This window comes from Sulfitobacter sp. (assembly GCF_039977885.1).
GTDB lineage: Bacteria > Pseudomonadota > Alphaproteobacteria > Rhodobacterales > Rhodobacteraceae > Sulfitobacter.
This window is the reverse complement of sequence record NZ_JBDWCI010000008.1, coordinates 278,675-296,530: the sequence shown is the minus strand read 5'-3', so window position 1 is coordinate 296,530 and position 17,856 is coordinate 278,675. Positions and strand designations below refer to the sequence as shown.

16 protein-coding genes and 1 tRNA gene are annotated in these 17,856 nt (G+C 54.5%); 10 read left to right on the top strand and 7 right to left on the bottom strand.

The genetic code is table 11. The annotated features are described in order from the left end of the window. Positions 1-79 precede the first annotated feature (79 nt). From ABJM03_RS06075 to ABJM03_RS06065, 3 genes are all read left to right on the top strand, one after another. A complete protein-coding gene (locus tag ABJM03_RS06075) occupies positions 80-1,111 on the top strand; it encodes a carbon-nitrogen hydrolase family protein (RefSeq protein ID WP_348416373.1) in 1,032 nt (343 codons plus the stop codon). An 81-nt stretch (positions 1,112-1,192) separates the two neighbouring features. Continuing rightward, on the top strand, positions 1,193-2,509 hold the full coding sequence (locus ABJM03_RS06070; RefSeq protein WP_348416371.1) for a malonyl-CoA decarboxylase: 1,317 nt from the start codon (positions 1,193-1,195) through the stop codon (positions 2,507-2,509). 11 nt (positions 2,510-2,520) lie between these two features. Next, the gene (locus ABJM03_RS06065) at positions 2,521-4,068 is read left to right on the top strand and encodes a malonyl-CoA synthase (protein WP_348416369.1); all 1,548 of its coding nucleotides are present in this window, start codon (positions 2,521-2,523) and stop codon (positions 4,066-4,068) included. A 199-nt stretch (positions 4,069-4,267) separates the two neighbouring features. Here the strand turns inward: ABJM03_RS06065 and ABJM03_RS06060 are convergent, their stop codons facing one another. The 3 genes from ABJM03_RS06060 to ABJM03_RS06050 form a co-directional block, all read right to left on the bottom strand. Next, positions 4,268-4,696 carry an ATP-binding protein gene (locus tag ABJM03_RS06060; protein WP_348416367.1) on the bottom strand — a complete coding sequence of 143 codons (429 nt, stop codon included), beginning with the start codon at positions 4,694-4,696 and terminating at the stop codon, positions 4,268-4,270. Positions 4,697-4,899: 203 nt separating this feature from the next. After that, entirely contained in the window at positions 4,900-5,364 is a 465-nt protein-coding gene (locus tag ABJM03_RS06055; protein WP_348416365.1) for a restriction endonuclease, read from the bottom strand. Between the two features lie 266 nt (positions 5,365-5,630). Further along, positions 5,631-5,705 (bottom strand) — tRNA-Phe (locus ABJM03_RS06050). Positions 5,706-6,057: 352 nt separating this feature from the next. Between ABJM03_RS06050 and ABJM03_RS06045 the strand changes: the two genes are divergently transcribed. From ABJM03_RS06045 to ugpC, 7 genes are all read left to right on the top strand, one after another. Next, positions 6,058-6,699, top strand: a complete 642-nt coding sequence (locus ABJM03_RS06045) for a DUF3047 domain-containing protein (RefSeq protein ID WP_348416363.1) — start codon at positions 6,058-6,060, stop codon at positions 6,697-6,699. 267 nt (positions 6,700-6,966) lie between these two features. After that, entirely contained in the window at positions 6,967-8,259 is a 1,293-nt protein-coding gene (locus ABJM03_RS06040) for a sugar ABC transporter substrate-binding protein (RefSeq protein WP_348416362.1), read from the top strand. A 166-nt stretch (positions 8,260-8,425) separates the two neighbouring features. Beyond that, positions 8,426-9,364, top strand: coding sequence for a sugar ABC transporter permease (locus ABJM03_RS06035; RefSeq protein ID WP_348416360.1), 939 nt, complete (start codon positions 8,426-8,428; stop codon positions 9,362-9,364). Between the two features lie 11 nt (positions 9,365-9,375). Further along, entirely contained in the window at positions 9,376-10,212 is an 837-nt protein-coding gene (locus tag ABJM03_RS06030) for a carbohydrate ABC transporter permease (protein WP_348416358.1), read from the top strand. Positions 10,213-10,330: 118 nt separating this feature from the next. Further along, positions 10,331-11,227, top strand: a complete 897-nt coding sequence (locus tag ABJM03_RS06025) for an AraC family transcriptional regulator (protein ID WP_348416356.1) — start codon at positions 10,331-10,333, stop codon at positions 11,225-11,227. Next, complete coding sequence (locus ABJM03_RS06020) at positions 11,224-12,645, top strand: mannitol dehydrogenase family protein (protein ID WP_348416354.1); 1,422 nt, start codon at positions 11,224-11,226, stop codon at positions 12,643-12,645. Before ABJM03_RS06025 ends, ABJM03_RS06020 begins: the two co-directional genes overlap by 4 nt. Continuing rightward, on the top strand, positions 12,633-13,667 hold the full coding sequence (gene ugpC / locus ABJM03_RS06015; protein ID WP_348416352.1) for a sn-glycerol-3-phosphate ABC transporter ATP-binding protein UgpC: 1,035 nt from the start codon (positions 12,633-12,635) through the stop codon (positions 13,665-13,667). Before ABJM03_RS06020 ends, ugpC begins: the two co-directional genes overlap by 13 nt. A 70-nt stretch (positions 13,668-13,737) precedes the next feature. Here the strand turns inward: ugpC and ccoS are convergent, their stop codons facing one another. From ccoS to ccoG, 4 genes are read right to left on the bottom strand one after another with little or no spacing between them, the layout of a single operon-like run. Further along, positions 13,738-13,878 (bottom strand): cbb3-type cytochrome oxidase assembly protein CcoS, encoded by a 141-nt coding sequence (gene ccoS, locus ABJM03_RS06010; RefSeq protein ID WP_348416351.1) that lies wholly within the window; start codon positions 13,876-13,878, stop codon positions 13,738-13,740. Beyond that, the gene (locus tag ABJM03_RS06005) at positions 13,875-15,992 is read right to left on the bottom strand and encodes a heavy metal translocating P-type ATPase (RefSeq protein ID WP_348416349.1); all 2,118 of its coding nucleotides are present in this window, start codon (positions 15,990-15,992) and stop codon (positions 13,875-13,877) included. The genes ccoS and ABJM03_RS06005 overlap by 4 nt, the downstream gene beginning before the upstream one ends. Beyond that, positions 15,989-16,438: a FixH family protein gene (locus ABJM03_RS06000; RefSeq protein WP_348416347.1), complete on the bottom strand. Its 450-nt coding sequence runs from the start codon at positions 16,436-16,438 to the stop codon at positions 15,989-15,991. Before ABJM03_RS06000 ends, ABJM03_RS06005 begins: the two co-directional genes overlap by 4 nt. After that, a complete protein-coding gene (ccoG, locus tag ABJM03_RS05995; RefSeq protein ID WP_348416345.1) occupies positions 16,435-17,847 on the bottom strand; it encodes a cytochrome c oxidase accessory protein CcoG in 1,413 nt (470 codons plus the stop codon). The genes ABJM03_RS06000 and ccoG overlap by 4 nt, the downstream gene beginning before the upstream one ends. Between the last annotated feature and the right edge of the window lie 9 nt (positions 17,848-17,856).

Below are 17,856 nucleotides of genomic sequence, written 5' to 3'. Positions count from 1 at the left end.
GCACAGTGTCGTGCATAATTTGACGTATAAATAGACGCAGTATTCCCTGACAGTGGTGCCAACCTTAGGGAGCTAATTTATGTTTAAAAACAGTATTTTTCGGGCGGCTGCAGCACATATCGCGCCCGTTTACTTTGATCCGGTGGCCAGCGCGGAAAAAGCCGTTTCGATCATCGCTGAAGCGGCAGCAAACGGCGCAAAGCTGGTCGCGTTTTCTGAGGCATATCTTCCTGGTTTTCCCGTGTGGGCGGCAATTCATACCCCCGTGAAATCGCATGAGTTTTTCCAACGATATATTGAAGCTTCCGTTTTCGCGAACGGACCTGAGGTTGCGATGATCTGCAAGGCGGCAGCACGCCATAGTGTGATTGTCTCGCTGGGAATATCGGAGCGAAATCCAAACTCTGTCGGGGCGCTCTGGAACAGCAACCTGTTGATTGATGAGAGCGGTCGGGTCTTGAACCACCATCGCAAGCTGGTGCCCACTTTTTACGAAAAGCTGACGTGGAATCCGGGGGACGGTGCGGGGCTGAAGGTATCGGATACGTCCATCGGTCGAATTGGCAATCTGATCTGCGGGGAGAACACAAATCCGCTGTCGCGGTATAGTTTAATGGCCCAAGCTGAACAGGTCCACATCTCAAGCTATCCGCCGGTATGGCCAACGCGGCCGCCAGAGGAGGGTGCGAATTATGACAACAAAGCCGCAAACCTTATTCGGGCCGCAGGGCATTCTTTCGAGGCCAAGTGTTTTGGCGTTGTCGTCGCAGGATGCTTTGATGCGCGCGCAACAGAAATAGCTGCCGGAGGGGATCCCGCCCTCATGAAGATGTTGGATGAATGCTCTCGTGCGCCCAGCTTTTTCGTTGACCCTACAGGCGCACAAATTGGCGACAGCCTGATCGACGAGGGGATCGGATATGCCGATATTGATTTGGCCAAATGCATCGAACCCAAGCGGTTCCATGATGTCGCTGCAGGCTACAACCGGTTCGACATTTTTGATCTAAAGGTAAATCGCCGCCGTGCCGTGCCAATCACATTCGACGCCGATTTGCCCGTAACTGAAACGCCCGTTGCTGACGACAGCGAAGGTGGCAGCGCGCATTAAGAGACGCCGCACGTCGGGCTAGCAACCTTGGCAATACGTCGCGGCTTCTGCTCTGTTGTTTGAAACATCGAGGATAAATTTGTGTCTGCAAGCAATATATTAAGTGATCTTATGGCCCGCGTGGGCGAAATTGGGGGGCGCATTCTTAGCACGGCCAACGTACATGAGACCCTCCCACTGGAGGACCTGTGCAATGAGCTACTTTCTCATCGAGGTGAAGCCACGGGCGCTGCAATTGGTCAGGCAATCTTTGATCGGTTTGACGCGTTGGATGGGGGTGGAAAGCACGCATTTTTCAGTGAACTGCATAGCCGGTTTGGTGTCGATATAGATGCGATGGAGAAAGCATTTGTTCATTGGCATGCGCATAAAAAACCCAATGACGCGCGTGCCTGCCATTTTCATAGCGAACCCAAAAGCCAAGAGTTGCTTCGCAGGCTCAACCGCGTGCCAAATGGCACAATGCGTTTGATCGAGATGCGTAACCATCTTTTGCACGCAATAAAATCCTCTCCCGATCTAACAGGTTTGGACGAAGACTTCCGCCACCTATTAGGGTCTTGGTTCAACCGCGGTTTTCTCGAATTGCGGCGTATCGATTGGGGTACTTCGGCTGAGGTTTTGGAAAAGATCATTGCATATGAAGCTGTGCACGAAATTATGGGCTGGGATGATCTTCGCCGGAGGGTCGCAGCACCTGATCGTAGACTGTATGCGTTCTTCCATCCCGCATTGCTGAATGAACCACTAATTTTTGTTGAGGTGGCTCTGTCAGACGGCATCCCCAAAGCAATCGGGCCGATTATTTCTGCATTAAACTCTGCAGTGGACCCTAGACTGGCTACGACTGCCGTCTTTTATTCCATCTCGAATTGTCAAAAAGGGTTGCGTGGCATTTCCTTCGGCAATTTCCTGATCAAACAGGTGGTGGAAGAGCTGAGGCGGGAGTTTGCCACACTCGAGACCTTCGTAACGCTGTCGCCTGTACCAGGTTTGCGAGGCTGGGCAACAAAAGCGGCGAACGCGAGCGGATCCGGCCTGCTCTCAGAGGGTGAGAGATCGCTGATTGCAGAGCTCAATGCGTCAAAAACCTATCCTTTAGAGACGCACAAGCAGAGTGCTCTGGAGAGCCTCACCGCAAAATACCTCGTCCAAGGTAGGTCAAGCCGCGGGGGGCCAGCCGACCCTGTCGCCCGGTTTCATTTGGGTAACGGAGCGTGTTTGGAACAAATCAACGTCGCCGCAGACCAGAGCGAACGGAGCATCGCCGGCTCATGGGGAACGATGGTTAATTATCTTTATGACCTCAAAAATATTGAGCGAAACCATGAAATTTTCGCAAATGGAGGGGACGTGATTTGTTCCTCTGCAGTGAGATGCGCCGCCAACAAAGACTAAGGAATATACAGATGTATACAACAAACCACCTTGCAGGCCGGTTGCGTGCTGCCTCGCTTACCGCGCCCAACGCGATCTTTGCCAAGCTGCCCGATGGGGCCGATATTACGCATGATGCGCTCTGGGAACTGGCCGAGAAATACGCAGGGGTATTGATTGCAGCTGAAGTGAAGCCCGGAGATCGCGTCGCTGCCCAACTTGGTAAATCAGTCGAGATGATCGCTCTCTATCTTGGCACAATCTTGGCGGGTGGCGTCTTTCTTCCTCTCAATTCGGATTATACTCCGGCCGAGATCGAATACTTTGTAACCGATAGCGCGCCTACGATATTTGTCTGTGCGCCTGACAGTTTCGACACGTTGCAACCGGTCGTCACGAAGAATGGCGTGCGGACGGTTCTCACCCTTGGGACTGACGGTAGCGGAACACTGGTTGAAAAAGCCCGGGCTCAGAACGCTGGGTTTGGAGGCGTTGCGCGCAATGCTGATGATTTGGCGGCAATCCTGTATACCTCCGGAACAACAGGCCGTTCAAAAGGTGCGATGTTATCGCATGGCAATCTGGCGTCTAACGCTGCAACCTTGAGTGTGCTTTGGCGATTTACCAGTGATGACGTTCTAATACACGCATTGCCAATCTTTCACACGCACGGCCTGTTTGTGTGCACCAATGTGACGTTGTTGGCGGGGTCATCCGTCATTTTCCTGACCAGCTTTAATGCCAAACAAATCACCGAACTTATGCAACGTGCAACCGTATTGATGGGCGTTCCGACCTTTTATACCCGCCTTTTAAAGGAGCCTGATCTGTCGCCTGAGACCATCACGCACATGCGCCTATTTGTGTCGGGTTCGGCACCATTGCTCGCAGAAACGCACCAGCTTTGGTTAGAGAAAACAGGTCACACTATCCTTGAGCGTTACGGAATGTCTGAAACCAACATGAACACCTCAAATCCCTATCAAGGGGTGCGCAAGGCTGGAACTGTCGGCTTGCCTCTGCCCGGTGTGGAGGTTGTGGTAACCGATCCAACCACCGGAAAGCCGTTGGCGCAAGGAGAGGTGGGTAGCATCGAAGTGCGTGGGCCGAACGTATTCCAAGGTTATTGGCGAATGCCCGAAAAAACCCGTGAGGAGCTGCGGCCAAATGGCTTTTTCATCACTGGCGACGTAGGGGTGGTCGATGCGCAGGGATATATTTCAATCGTCGGAAGGTCGAAAGACCTTGTGATCACAGGCGGTTATAATGTGTACCCGAAAGAGATCGAGACTTTACTAGACGAAATTGACGGCGTTGAGGAATCTGCTGTGATCGGCATCCCGCATCCCGACTTTGGGGAAGGGGTTGCTGCGGTCATCGTCACCAAAGACGCACGGGCGCTCTCTGAAAAAGAAATCCTTAGTACCATCGCGCCACAGATTGCCCGATACAAGCAGCCAAAAAAAGTATTTTTTCTTAATGAGTTGCCACGAAATACTATGGGGAAAGTTCAAAAGAATGTTCTAAGAGAGCATTTTAAGACGACATTTCAGGGCGGAAATAGGCAGGGTAATGGTTGAACAAAACGGAACAGGACACCTGTTGGGGTCAAACTGATTGTGTTGCAGCGATCTCTTGCGCCGTCTTGTCTCCACGAAGCGCTTCAAGCGCCACCGTAGCTTTGAACTTGTCTGAAAAACTGCGTCTCTTCGTCATTTGTGTATCCTGTCGTCAATGTTGGATACATCTTAGCACGCTGTCCAGTTTTGCCGGACCACTTCACACACAGATAACGAACCCCTGCTGCTTGGCGATGTCCAGAAGCTCAATGATGCTATCTTCCTCGAAAGGGTTGGCTTCAAACTTTGTGTTGAGTTGGAGAAGTGGGCCTGGGTACAGCCGTTTGGCTGCGAGTTTGAAAGCCTGGTCCAAGACAAGATTTGGGTAGATTGAGGTTTTCGCAGCTCTACAATCAACAGGAACCACGATAGTTTTACTTTTGCCGAACTCCGCTGCCAGTTTTAGAGCTAAGCTGCTCTTTCCCCACCCTGATTGACCTTTTACTCCGAACAGCCTCGAACTGGTTTCTTCGTTTCGCACTCTGTCAAAGAACTCACCTATATCTTCTATGACGGGCTTTCGTCCAACGAAGTCATCTGGTCGTGATGGTCGATAATCGCTCCATTCTTCACCCGGGATTACTTCCACTACAGGTTGAGTTTGTTTGTTGCCGAGCTTTCTCCCGCCTCGTGATCCAACCATCTCAATTCAGGAAACGGAAAATCTGTGTCAGTCAAATCAGGAGCCTCATTCGGGCTGATTGCTTTCCCCGTTTCGGCGTTCCATGCCCGTAGCGCAATCGGTTGGCCTGAAGAACTTTCGTGGACGGGGTATACCCAAAGATATCGATTTTAGAAAATGCAAAGGTATTTTTCATTTGGTGCGTTTTGATGAACTACAGCGGGTTCGATCAAAGCGCTGATGTTCAACAAATGGCCAACAAGCGTACTCGGTGAAAAATGGCGAAACGTTTCCTTTCCACCTTTCTCGTTGAGCTTCTTCAAACGCCCTTCAGCTTCCCTACCCAAGTCTGAGATCGAAAAAATCCAACCAACGTGTGCATCGTGCAGAGACACATCAGTATGAAGTTTGTTCACGACCGACGACAGCAAGGCCTCGGTTTGGGTCTTGCATTCAACAACAGCTATGTCACCGGAAAGGTCGTTACTGCATAACAAATCGATTTCACTGCCCACATCCCGTACGCGTTCCTTGACCGTGAAGCTCTGATTTTTCAGGAACTGACCGACAATCCCTTCAAATAAACAACCTTTGTCGTTCCGATAACGCTCATTCGCCTTATTGAGCGGTATCAATATCCGGTACTTTGTTTCTCTAAGCGGCATACGTAATCGCAATATCTGGGAAGCAACGAGCGCTGCGCTTTCTCCAAGACTCTATGCCTGCCAGTAAAAAAAGAACAGCTTGTAATCGGCGGCTGGATCGCTCGACGTCGCTCCAGAGTTTTGGCCGTTTAGGTAGGGGGCAACGACTGCCCCCAAACAGCACACAAGCCTTGAAGTTGGTGTGATGTGCCAAGCGACAGTAACAGCTTGCTTTTGTTTGGTAAAGTTTAATTAAATGGTGCCCAGGGGCGGAATCGAACCACCGACACGAGGATTTTCAATCCACTGCTCTACCCCTGAGCTACCCGGGCACGCCAATGTAAACATTGGGTTAGATGCAGGCTTAACGGAACATGAAGACCATTGTGTGGTATCCGGTTTCGTGTTGCGGGCGGGGTGTTGCCGCAAAGCGTTGCCTGCTTCTGTGGCGGGTGATCTTACATCGCGGGCACGGTGTCAACATGTTGATTGTGTTTTTAGGCGAAAACTTTGCTTCATGCAGAAACAGGCGGGGCTGATAGGATGGATTTGGACTGATACGGGAAGGATGTTGGGCCTTGCACGGTTGGTAACGCCATGCTGACAATAGTGTGACGGGCCTATGCTGGCATCGCACACATCTCTGACGTAGGAGACTGCGCATCAGATATATGGAGCTTTCACATGCGTTTACCGATATCAGCTGCTTTGCTGGCAATAATGACATCCGCTGCGGCCGCAGGGCCTGTCAGTTTTTCGAATGGTTGGGCAGAACAGCGTTTGTCTTTGTTCAGCTCGAATGACTATAGCTTTGGCAGCCGTCTTGGGCTCGTGTCGGAGGGGTCTGTTTCGATCGCCTGGACGCGTGTCGGTGATGCGGACTGGAACAGTTCGGGTGCGTCTTGGAGCTGGACCGTGGATGAATCTGTGCCAGCGACTGATTTGGCACGCAAGGGCGGAGATGATCGCAATATCTCATTGTATTTCGTCTTTGTGCCGCAAAGCGAAGCGGCGGGCCTGAAGGGTAAGGGTATTCGGAGCCTTCTGGGCAACAAGAACGTCCGTATCATCCAGTATGCCTGGGGTGGCAACGTTGCGCGCGGGTCGGTGATTGCATCGCCCTACGGGCCAGCAGGGCAGGGGGTCACGATCGCCCTGCGCAGCGCTGGTACCGGTTCTCATAATGAACGTGTTGATCTGGCCGCTGATTATGCGCGTGCTTTTGGCGGTGAGAAGGGCGCGCTCGTCGGGTTGGCCGTTTCTGGCGATAGCGACGACACCAAAAGCGTGATCCGTGCGTCCATCGGCAATCTGGCATTGCGATAATCGAGCAGGGGGCAGCGGGTATATGGCCCGCTGTCCGCAGCAGTAGTTGTGCCGCCGGACGAATCTATGCGGCGTGATGTTGGTAAGTGTCGAAAAATGCGTGGTCTGATTGGCCGAAATCCCCAGTAACTTCACTGAAATGGCGTTTTGAGTTCGGTTAATGATAAAAATGTATGTGGATTTGTTGAAAACCTATTTGCGTGTCGGTCCGAGTTTGGTCAAAATGATCGGACAGAAAAAAGAATCTGTGATTTCTGGGAGGAAACCATGAAAAATCTACGTAACACAGCCCTCGGGCTGGCTCTTGGCATCGCGAGCACTTCCGCTGCGCATGCACAGGACGGCACTGAGCTGACCATCGCGATCGTGAACAACGGTCACATGATCAACATGCAAAAGGTTGCTGAAGCATATACCGAAGAAAAAGGCGTTAAGCTGAACTGGGTGTCGCTGGAAGAAGGCGTTCTGCGCGAGCAGGTTACATCAGACACTGCAACTGGCGGTGGTCAATACGACATTATCAACATCGGCATGCAAGAAGCACCAATCTGGGGTGCTGCAGGCTGGATCGAGCCGCTTGAGTTCGGTGCCGACTATGACACAGACGACATGCTGCCTGCGATGCGCAACGGCCTGTCCGCAGACGGTACGCTTTATGCGGCACCTTTCTACGGCGAATCTTCGATGGTTATGTACCGTAAGGATCTTGCAGACGCAGCCGGCGTAACAATTGCCGACAACGACAGCTGGACCAACGTGAAAGCGGCGGCCAAAGCGATGCACGATCCCGAAAATGGCGTCTATGGCGCTTGCTTGCGCGGTAAGCCGGGCTGGGGCGACAACATGGCGTTCGTAACAACTGTTGTGAACTCCTTTGGTGGCGCATGGTTCGACAAAGACTACCGTCCGGTTCTCGACTCTGCTGAGTGGAAAGACGCGATCAACTTTTACGTAGATCTGCTGGGCAACTACGGCCCTCCCGGTTCTGAGGGTAACTCCTTCAACGAAATCCTGGCTTTGTACAACGAAGGCAAATGCGGCATGTGGATCGACGCCACAATCGCGGCTTCCTTCCTTGAGGTTGACGGTGTTGCATACGCCCAGTCGCCAAACGCAGGTAACCCTGTTGGCGCGAACTGGTTGTGGGCATGGGCAATGGCTGTACCAACAGGTTCGCCAAACTCCGAAGCGGCACATGATTTCATCGAGTGGGCAACGTCCAAAGAGTACATCAAAGCTGTAGGCAACCACCCAGACTTCGGTTGGGGTTCTGTTCCAACAGGTACACGTGCATCCACATATGACATCCCTGAGTTCAAAGCGGCTGCGCCTTTCGCAGATGCCGAGCTGGCGGCGATTGAATCTGCGGCACCAGAAGCCACAGACATCAAGCCATATGTTGGTGTTCAGTTCGCAGCGATTCCCGAATTCCCAGAAGTCGGTACTGCTGTAGCTCAGGAAATCGCAGCGGCCCTGTCCGGCGCGAAATCGGTAGATGATGCGCTCGAAGCAGCACAAGATGCGGCTGACTCAATCATGTCCGAGGCCGGCTACTACTAAGCCCGCTAGGTAATTATCGAGGGGCCTGTTGGATTTCCAACGGGCCCTTCTTTTCCCCAAACGACAATTTGTCTGGACCAGATATGGCCGTATCGCGGCGCTGACCAGTCGAATTCCCGCTACATTTTTTTTGATCTTCAATTCAGCTTGCAAGGGACCCCGAGCCATGGCCGATAGAACGCTCCCCCGACTCCTCCAGACACCGGCGGTGATCATGCTGCTGATCTGGATGATCGTACCACTTAGCATGACGTTGTACTTTTCGTTCATCCGCTATGTGTTGAACTCCACAGTACGCCCTGAATGGACCACACCAGCACTCAGTAACTGGCGTGGCCTCGGTAACTACAACTACGTCCTTAATGCCAAAGATTTCTGGTTCGCGATCCAGAACTCTGTCCTGATCGTGGGCAGCATTCTGGTCCTGACGGTTGTTTTGGGACTCGCTCTGGCGGTTTTGATCAACCGCACTTTCCCGGGACGTGGCATTGTACGCGTTCTTCTTATTTCGCCCTTCTTTGTTATGCCTGCGGTCAACGGCGTTTTGTGGATCAACATGATCCTTGACCCCGTACTGGGTCTGCAGGGTCTTGCCGTTGGCGGTATCAACAACCTTGTGGATGGCTTGCGTGACTTCCCCGTGCTTGGCCATTTCTTTAGCTTGTGGCCGGAACTCACACCGATTTCCTTCCGTGCGACGCAAACGTCGGCCTATGCGGTGATCATGATGGTCACATGGCAGTGGACCCCGTTCGCGCTGCTGATCTTTATGACGTCGCTGCAATCCGAAGATGAAAGCCAGAAGGAAGCGGCGACATTGGACGGGGCCAGCAACTGGTCGAAATTCATCAACCTGACGGTGCCCCATCTGGCCCGTCCGATTGCGATCGTGATCATGATCCAGTCGATCTTTCACTTGTCTCTGTATGCAGAGATCGAAATCGTCAGCCGCGGTAACGGTAACAAAAACCTGCCTTACCTGATTGGTGAATTCGCAAACAACAACATCGGTGCCGCAAGCGCCACGGGCATCTTCGCCGTAATCCTTGCCAACATCATCGCGATCTTCCTGCTTCGCTTTGTTGGCAAAAGCTTGATGGATTAAGGACCAATATCATGGCAACAATCACTCAATCTTCAAAGCTCGGTAACATCGTATGGCCCACATTGGCCTGGATCGTCGCGCTGATCTTTTTCTTCCCGATTTTCTGGTTGGTTTTCACCAGCTTCAAAACGGACGCTGACGCGGTTAAACCGGAATTCCTGTTTACCTTTACACCGACGCTTGAAAACTACGTTAACATGGCGCGGGATTATGATTATTGGCGCTTTGCCCGCAACTCGGTCATTACCTCGACTTTCGCGACATTGTTCGCGTTGGTGGTTGGCGTGCCGGCGGCTTATGCGATGGCATTTAACCCTAGCCGCCACACCAAGGATATCCTGATGTGGATGTTGTCGACCAAGATGTTGCCAGCGGCTGCGGTTCTTTATCCAATGACCTTCCTGACCAAGAACATCCTTGGCTGGTTCGACACCCACTTCTTGTTGATCCTGGTTTTGTGCCTGATCAACCTGCCGATCGTGATCTGGATGCTCTTCACCTACTTCAAAGAGATCCCCAAAGAGATCATCGAGGCCAGCAAGATGGACGGTGTGACCACATTGGGCGAAATCAAGGACATCCTGCTGCCACTGGCATGGGGCGGTATTGCCTCCACGGCGCTGCTGACCTTTATTTTCTGCTGGAACGAAGCCTATTGGACCGTGCGCCTCACCACCATCGACGCTTCGACCTTGTCCAAGCTTATCGAGGGTAACCGCGCCCCCGAGGGTCTGTTCTTTGGTCGCTTGTCGGCTGTGTCTACCGCTGCTGTTCTGCCGATCATCATCCTTGGCTGGTTCTCGCAAAAGCAGCTGGTTCAGGGCCTTACCTTCGGGGCCGTGAAATAATGATGCTGCATGCCACCCCTCTGGACCTGTTGAACAAGGTCCGCCTTGTCACCGGTGCACGGGGTGGCATTGCGACTAACACAACCGCGCAAACCGCACCGGAATGTGTGGAGGTGCTATGATGTCTATCATTGAGCCAGAAATCGAAATGGTGGACCGCAGCACGCGGTCCATCCGTTACCTGCAGCATGGTTGGCCAACCGATTTGTGCCGCTGGCATGCGCACCACGAATACGAGCTGCACCTCATCGTAGAGACACGCGGCAAGGCCTTCGTCGGCGATCATATCGGTGATTTTGCAGCGGGTGATCTGTTTATGACAGGTCCGAACCTGCCGCATAACTGGATCACGGATCAGGTCTGGTCCGAGCCGGTCGCCTTGCGTGATATGCTGGTACAGTTCAGCCATGAAAGCGTTGTGAAGCTTGCAGAGGGCTTTCCTGAATTTGCCCAGGTTCTCGAGTTGTTGCAGCTTGCACAATCAGGCATCCTTTTTGAGGGGTTCAACCCTACCTTCGCGCGCGGCCATATGGAGGCTATTCGCGATAACAAAGGGGCCGAGCGTATCCTCGCTTTTGTCCGTTTCCTTGTGCGGCTTAATGAGCATGCCGAGAAAAAGACTCTTTCGGTCTCCAAACTGATCCAACCCGAAGGCGGCAGCAAACATGCCCGTATCGCTTCGGTGGTGGATCATGTGACCAAACATTTCGACGATGCGATTACGGTCACAAATGCCGCTCAGATGGCCGGCATGACCGAAGTGACCTTTAGCCGGAATTTTCAGGCAGTCACAGGGCATGGGTTTGTCGAATTCTTGAACCGCATTCGCATCGGCCAAGCCTGTGCAATGCTCTATGCCACCGACAACCAGATCATCTCGATCGCGCAAGACGCGGGGTTCAAGAATCTCGCAAACTTCAACCGCCACTTCTTGAAGATCAAAGGCATGACACCGTCTGTCTACCGTGAGACCGCAAGAAGAGATTTGTTACAACAGCCGGAGTTACAAACATGAACAGCGCAGCGCAAAGCCAGGTCTTTGCTACCGGCTATGATAGGACCAAATGCGCGATTGGTGTCGTACATTTGGGATTTGGCGCGTTTCACCGCGCCCATCAGGCCGTCTATTTTGACGACTATATGGAAGCCACCGGCGATCTTGCCTGGGGCATTGCCGCAGTGAACCTGCGCGGGTCAGAGACCTCGCATGTGGAACGTGCCAGCAATGATGTCACAAAGCATGACGGCTATTTCCTCAAGACGATCTCATATGATGGTCAGGTGGAATTGCGCCGTGTGCGCAGCCATGTGCATTTCTCGGATTGGGCCAACGGGCGCAACGAAGCCGAGGGGATTTTGTCACTGCCCAGCGTGCATCTGGTGACGATCACTGTCACGGAAAGCGGATATTACACCGACCCGAACGGGGACCTCAATCTGGCCGATCCGACGATCAAGGCCGAGGTTTCCGGCGATGCGGCGCAAAGCGTCTATGGCTATTTGCGTGCAGCATTGGCGCAACGCCGCGACAGCACCGGTGCCAAGATCACGATCGCCTGCTGCGATAACATTCGCCAGAACGGCAAGATGTTGCACCGCAACCTGATCGCGTATTTCAAGGCTTGCGGTGATGACGACCTTGCGGCCTGGGCAGAGCAGAACGTGGCGTTCCCATGCTCGATGGTCGACCGCATCACCCCGCGCAGCCCGGACGCATTGAATGTCGAACTGACGTCGTTGATCGGCGAAGAAGTCACATCGCCCATCATGGCTGAAGAATTCAGCCAATGGGTGCTTCAGGATAAAGCCGCCGCCGAGATGCCCGATCTGGCAAAAGCAGGCGTCACCGTCACCAGCGATGTGGACCCCTATGAGGAAACCAAAATCCGCGTCCTGAACGGGGGCCACACAGCGCTTGCCTATCTCGCGGCTCTCGAAGGGGTCGAAACCTTCGATGCCGCCATGCGGGTGCCTCAGCTTTTGGAGCATTTCGAGAATTTCGAGGAAAAAGAAGTGCTCGCAGCGCTAACGCTGGACCTGCCTTTCTCCAAACAGGAATATCTCAAGGATATTACCCGTCGCTTCGGCAATCGGGCAATCGGGGATACGGTCGCGCGCATCTGCGCCGATGGCATGGTTAAGTTCCCGATTTTCATCCGCCCTACATTGGCAGGTTGCCTGGAACAGGGCATCATGCCTGTGCATGCTATCCGTAGCATCGCCAGTTGGCACACGTTTGCGCGTCATGTCGAAGCGGGAAAAATTCCCTTCGATTATGTCGAGCCGAACTGGGAAGATTTGAAACAAATGCTGGGTACTGACGCCTTTGTCACCAGCGTGCAACTCTGGGGCGATTTGCCCGAAACTTACCCTGACTTTGCCGAGACTCTTCGGCAGGAAATTAAAGAATTGGAGGCGAAATGGCCGGTCTAACTCTGCGCGACGTACGCAAAAGCTATGGCAGCACGCAAGTAATGCATGGTGTTGATCTGGATATCGAAGATGGCGAGTTTGTCGTTTTCGTTGGTCCATCGGGTTGTGGTAAATCCACGCTTCTGCGGATGATCGCAGGTCTTGAGGAAATTTCGGACGGGACCGTTGCGATCGGTGACCGTGTGGTCAACGCTGTTGCCGCCGCGAAACGTGGCGTTGCAATGGTGTTCCAGACCTACGCGCTTTACCCGCACATGACGGTTTATAAAAACATGGCATTTGGTCTTAAGCAGGCCAAAACCGACCCTGCGGAAATTGACCGCCGCGTAAAAGCAGCGGCTGAAATTTTGCAAATCAACGACTATCTCGAGCGTAGCCCGCGCAACCTGTCGGGTGGTCAGCGTCAGCGTGTGGCAATTGGCCGTGCGATTGTTCGCGACCCCGAAGTGTTCCTGTTTGACGAACCTTTGTCGAACCTTGATGCGGCCCTGCGTGTTCAGACCCGCCTTGAAATCGCGCGTCTGCACCAGCGTTTGAAAACCACGATGATCTACGTGACGCACGATCAGGTCGAAGCGATGACGCTGGCCGACAAGATCGTTGTGCTGCGCGATGGCCGCATCGAACAGGTCGGCTCCCCGATCGAGCTGTACGAGCGTCCGGCCAATGCTTTCGTGGCCCAGTTTATCGGTAGCCCGAAGATGAACTTCTTCTCGGATTCTGATCTGACCGAAGGTGCCGCCGCCTATCTGGGTCGTACGATCAACGCCGAAGAGGAAGTGGGCCTGCGCCCCGAGCATCTGGTCCCTGTCACGGATGGGACTGCGGTGATTGAAGGCCGCCTTGAGTTGGTTGAAAACCTTGGCGAATACGCGTTGGTACACCTTGTGTCCCAATCTGGCGTTGAATTCATTGCCAAAACAGAAAAGCCGCCAGCAGCAACCAAGGGCGATACGGTCGCATTCACCATTAAGCCCGAATTGGTTCATGTATTTGACCGCGCCAGCGGCCTGCGCAAATAACGAGTTCTCTTCTTATCGAGTTCCAGCCGCCGCAACACGAAAGTGTCGCGGCGGCTTTATTTTGTCCGGCCTAGTCGTCATCCAACAAGATGCGTGCAGCGTTGCCTTTGTCGTCATCATATTGGTCCGAGCGGACAGTCCATAAAAAGGCAATCAACCCGGCTGCGCCAAGGATCAGCGAGACGGGGATCAGAACCACGAGAACATTCATTTCACATACCTCATACGTTGCGCGTTAATCAGCACAGTAAGCGACGATACAGACATGGCAAGCGCCGCTGCCAATGGTGTTGCAAACCCCGCCAATGCGATTGGCACGGCAATAAAGTTATAAAGGGCTGCGATGGCAAAGTTCTGTTGCGACAGCCTGCGCGTGGCGCGCGCGATCTTCAGAACGACGGGCAGATCGGCAAAACTGTCTTTTAGCACGACAACATCGGAAGCGGACCGCGATGCTTCCAGGGCCTTGGCTGGTGCAACAGAGGCATGAGCCGCAGCAAGTGCCGCCGTATCGTTGAGCCCGTCACCGATCATTAGCACATGCGCGCCATTCTCTTTGAGGTGCTGCAATATCCGCAGTTTGTCTTCGGGGCGTGCATTGGCTTTCACAGGAATGCCGAGCATCTGCTCAAGCGCGCGGGCAGGGGCATCAGCGTCGCCAGTGACCACTTCGCAGGGCAACCCGAGCCCGTTAAGCGCCTCGCGCACGCCGGGGCGCAAGGCGTCCAGCGTTTCAATCTGCTGGGGAGGATTATCTGCGAAACGAACCCCAAGGCCCACGAAATCCGCGCCCAACCACGCGCCATGGCCAAGCCGTACCGGCGTATCACCAACCCGGCCTCTGAGCCCGTGGCCTGCGATTTCCTGGATGTCATCGACATGTGCCATCTCCACATCTTCCAATGCCGCCACCAGCGCCTTGGACATCGGGTGGTGCGAGGCGACAGCGAGGGATTTCAACACACTTAATTCTGTATTGCTCAAACTGTGGGGAAGGGTGATCGCTGGCATGGTCAACGTGCCTGTCTTATCAAAGACCACGTGATCAACGTCGGCCAGCCGCTCCAACGCAGTGGCGTGTTTGACCAGAAAACCAAAGAAAAAAAGCCGGCCAACAGCGGCAGTGGACACCGCAGGAACAGCCAGCCCCAGCGCACAGGGGCAGGTGATAATCAGCACCGCAATGGCGATGTTGAGGCTATGGCGGATATCGCCGGTTGTGACGAACCATCCGGTAAAGGCAATAAGCGCCAACAAATGCACCGCAGGCGCATAAATCTGGGCGGCGCGGTCGGCCAGCGCGGTGTAGCTGTTGCGCGCGTTTTCCGCTGTCTCGACCAGCGCTGCCATCTGGCGCAGGGAGCTGTCTTCTCCCACGGCGAGAGCGGTAACCCTAAAGGGAGAAGACAGGTTCACTTCGCCCGCCTGCACCGCGTCGCCTGCATGCAGGGTCACAGCAGCGCTTTCTCCGGTGAGGATGGCGCGGTCGGTCAGTGCCTCTGTATCCAATAGCCGTCCGTCAACGGGGACGCGGGCACCTGTGGGCACCCTGATGGTATCGCCGATGCGCAGGTCGGCCACCTTGACCGTCTGCACGCTGCCCGCACGCTCAACGTCCGCGGTGTGGACTTCCAAAGCGGTGAGTTCTTTGGCGGCGGACCGCGCAGCGCTGCGGGTGCGGTGGTCCATATAACGCCCGATCAGCAGGAAGAACGTCAGCGATAAAGCCGCGTCAAAATAGGCATGTGCACCGCCATTGAGTGTCTCGAACAACGACATGCCAGCTGCCAGCAGGATTGCCAATGAAATAGGCACATCCATGTTCAGCCGTCCGACCCGCAACGCGCTAAGGGCGTTATGAAAGAACGGCTGACCTGCATAGGCGACCACTGGCAGCGCAATCATGGCCGAGATCAGATGAAACAGGTCGCGAGTGGCATTTGTGGCTCCGGACCAGACAGCAACCGACAATAACATGACGTTCATCATGGCAAAACCTGCCACAGCAAGCCGCGTAAGAAGGGCCTTGCCCTTGTCGTCCCGCGCTTTGGTCAGCGCCTCCAGATCCAGAGGATAGGCCTCGTAGCCCAAACCGGACAATGTCTTGAGGATGATGTCGGGGTCGGCAGGGCCGTTAACAGACAGGCGCTTCATCGACAGATTCACGCGTACGGCTGTTACTCCTATCACGCTGGCCAACCCGCGCTCGATCTTACCGATGCAGGCGGCGCAATGCACGGTGGGCAGGGAAAATTGCATGCCCTCCTGTGTGGCTATTGCACCCGCGATGGGGGCCGCATCGCAGGCAGGGCAGGCGGAGGTCACGAGGCCACCTTTACGATTACACGTTGTTGGAATGGGGTGCCATCGGCAGCCTGAGCCCGCAGGCGAAGGTTCCAGTTGCCTTTGCCTCCCTCGACGATGGCCACAAAGGCGTCACCGTTAAAGAAAAATTCGGGCTCTTGATCCTGTCCCACATGAGTGGCCCGACCAAAGGTTGCGCTTTGGATAACCGGCTCGACGGGCGCGCCGTCACGGGTAATCGTCAGCTGCAGCTCGTTGCCCCTCAGCGTGGCGGCCACATCCCATTCCAGCGCCTCTTGCGCTGTCCGTTCGGCGTCAAAGGTCTGGCTTGCCACGTAGGAGTTTTTCACCTCAAGCCCGGGGAATGTGCGCACGGCCTGCACGGCAAGTGTGACATTGACCGAGATGATAATCCCGAAAGCGAGTACGAAGACGCCAAAGACGTGCCATCCTGTGATCTTTTTCATTGGGGAGCCTTTCCATTGAATACGGTGTCTTGGCTTGCGCGTGCCGCGCTTGTGATGTCTTCAACCCAGAGCCGCAGATCAGTTCGGTCGCGGCTGGCGGGCGGATCTTGGGGGCGCGCGGTGACATAGACGCGTTGTAGGACAGTGCTGTCGGCGGGCACGCGGACGATCAGATCACTGCGCCCCTGAAGCGAGATGCGCAGAATATCCTCGCTGATGAGGCTCAGGTGGAACTGCCGCTCGTCGCCGGATTTATTGCGCAGGCGGATGTCATAGATATTGCGGATATCCCCGTCAGATTGCACCACGTAGACGGGATTGCGTACCGGGCTGACGGTAAGCTCGATATCGCTGCGGATGAACAGGGCATAGACCAACCCGACCCCGATCAGTGACCACATGGCGGTATAAAGCAGCGTGCGGGGCCGCAGAATGTGCCGCCAGTTGGATTTTGGCGCTTCGCCTGCGCGCTCTGCCGGTTCGTCAGACAGGGCGAGGTAGTCGATCAAACCGCGCGGCTTGCCGATTTTGTTCATCACGTCGTCGCAGGCATCAATGCACAGCGCACATGTAATACACTCCATCTGCTGCCCTTCGCGGATGTCGATGCCCATGGGGCAGACATTGACGCAGGCCATACAGTCTATGCAGTCGCCCTTGGTGTCCTCATGCTTCTTGCCGCGCGGCTCCCCGCGCCATTCGCGGTAGGCCACGGTGATGGTGTCAGGATCCATCATGGCGGCCTGAATGCGGGGCCAAGGGCACATGTAGATGCAGATTTGTTCACGCATGAAGCCACCAAATACAAAGGTGGTCATCGTCAGCACGGCAATGGTGATATAAGCGGCAGGGTGGGCGGTGAAGGCGAACAGATCGTGCAACAACGTGGGCGCATCGGTAAAGTAGAACACCCAAGCGCCGCCAGTGGCGATGGCAATGGCCAGCCAGACGGCCCATTTGGTCAGGCGTAGACGCAACTTCCTGAACGACCAATCGGCACGGTGCAGACGCACGCGGGCGTTCCGGTCACCCTCAATCCAGCGCTCTACCAAGATAAACAGATCGGTCCAGACGGTTTGCGGGCAGGTATAGCCGCACCAGACGCGGCCAAGCGCAGAGGTGAACAGGAAAAGCCCCAGCCCCGCCATGATCAACAGGCCTGCCACAAAATAGAATTCATGCGGCCAGATTTCGATCCAGAAGAAATAGAAACGGCGGCTCGCCATATCCACCAGGACCGCCTGATCGGGCAGGTTGGGGCCGCGGTCCCATCTGATCCATGGCGTGAGGTAATATATCGCCAATGTGAGGCCCATGATCCACCATTTCAGGCGGCGGAACGTGCCTGTGACCCGCTTGGGAAAGATAGGCTCGCGCGGGGCATAAAGTACGGGGGCTGGCTGTTTCATTTCAGATTC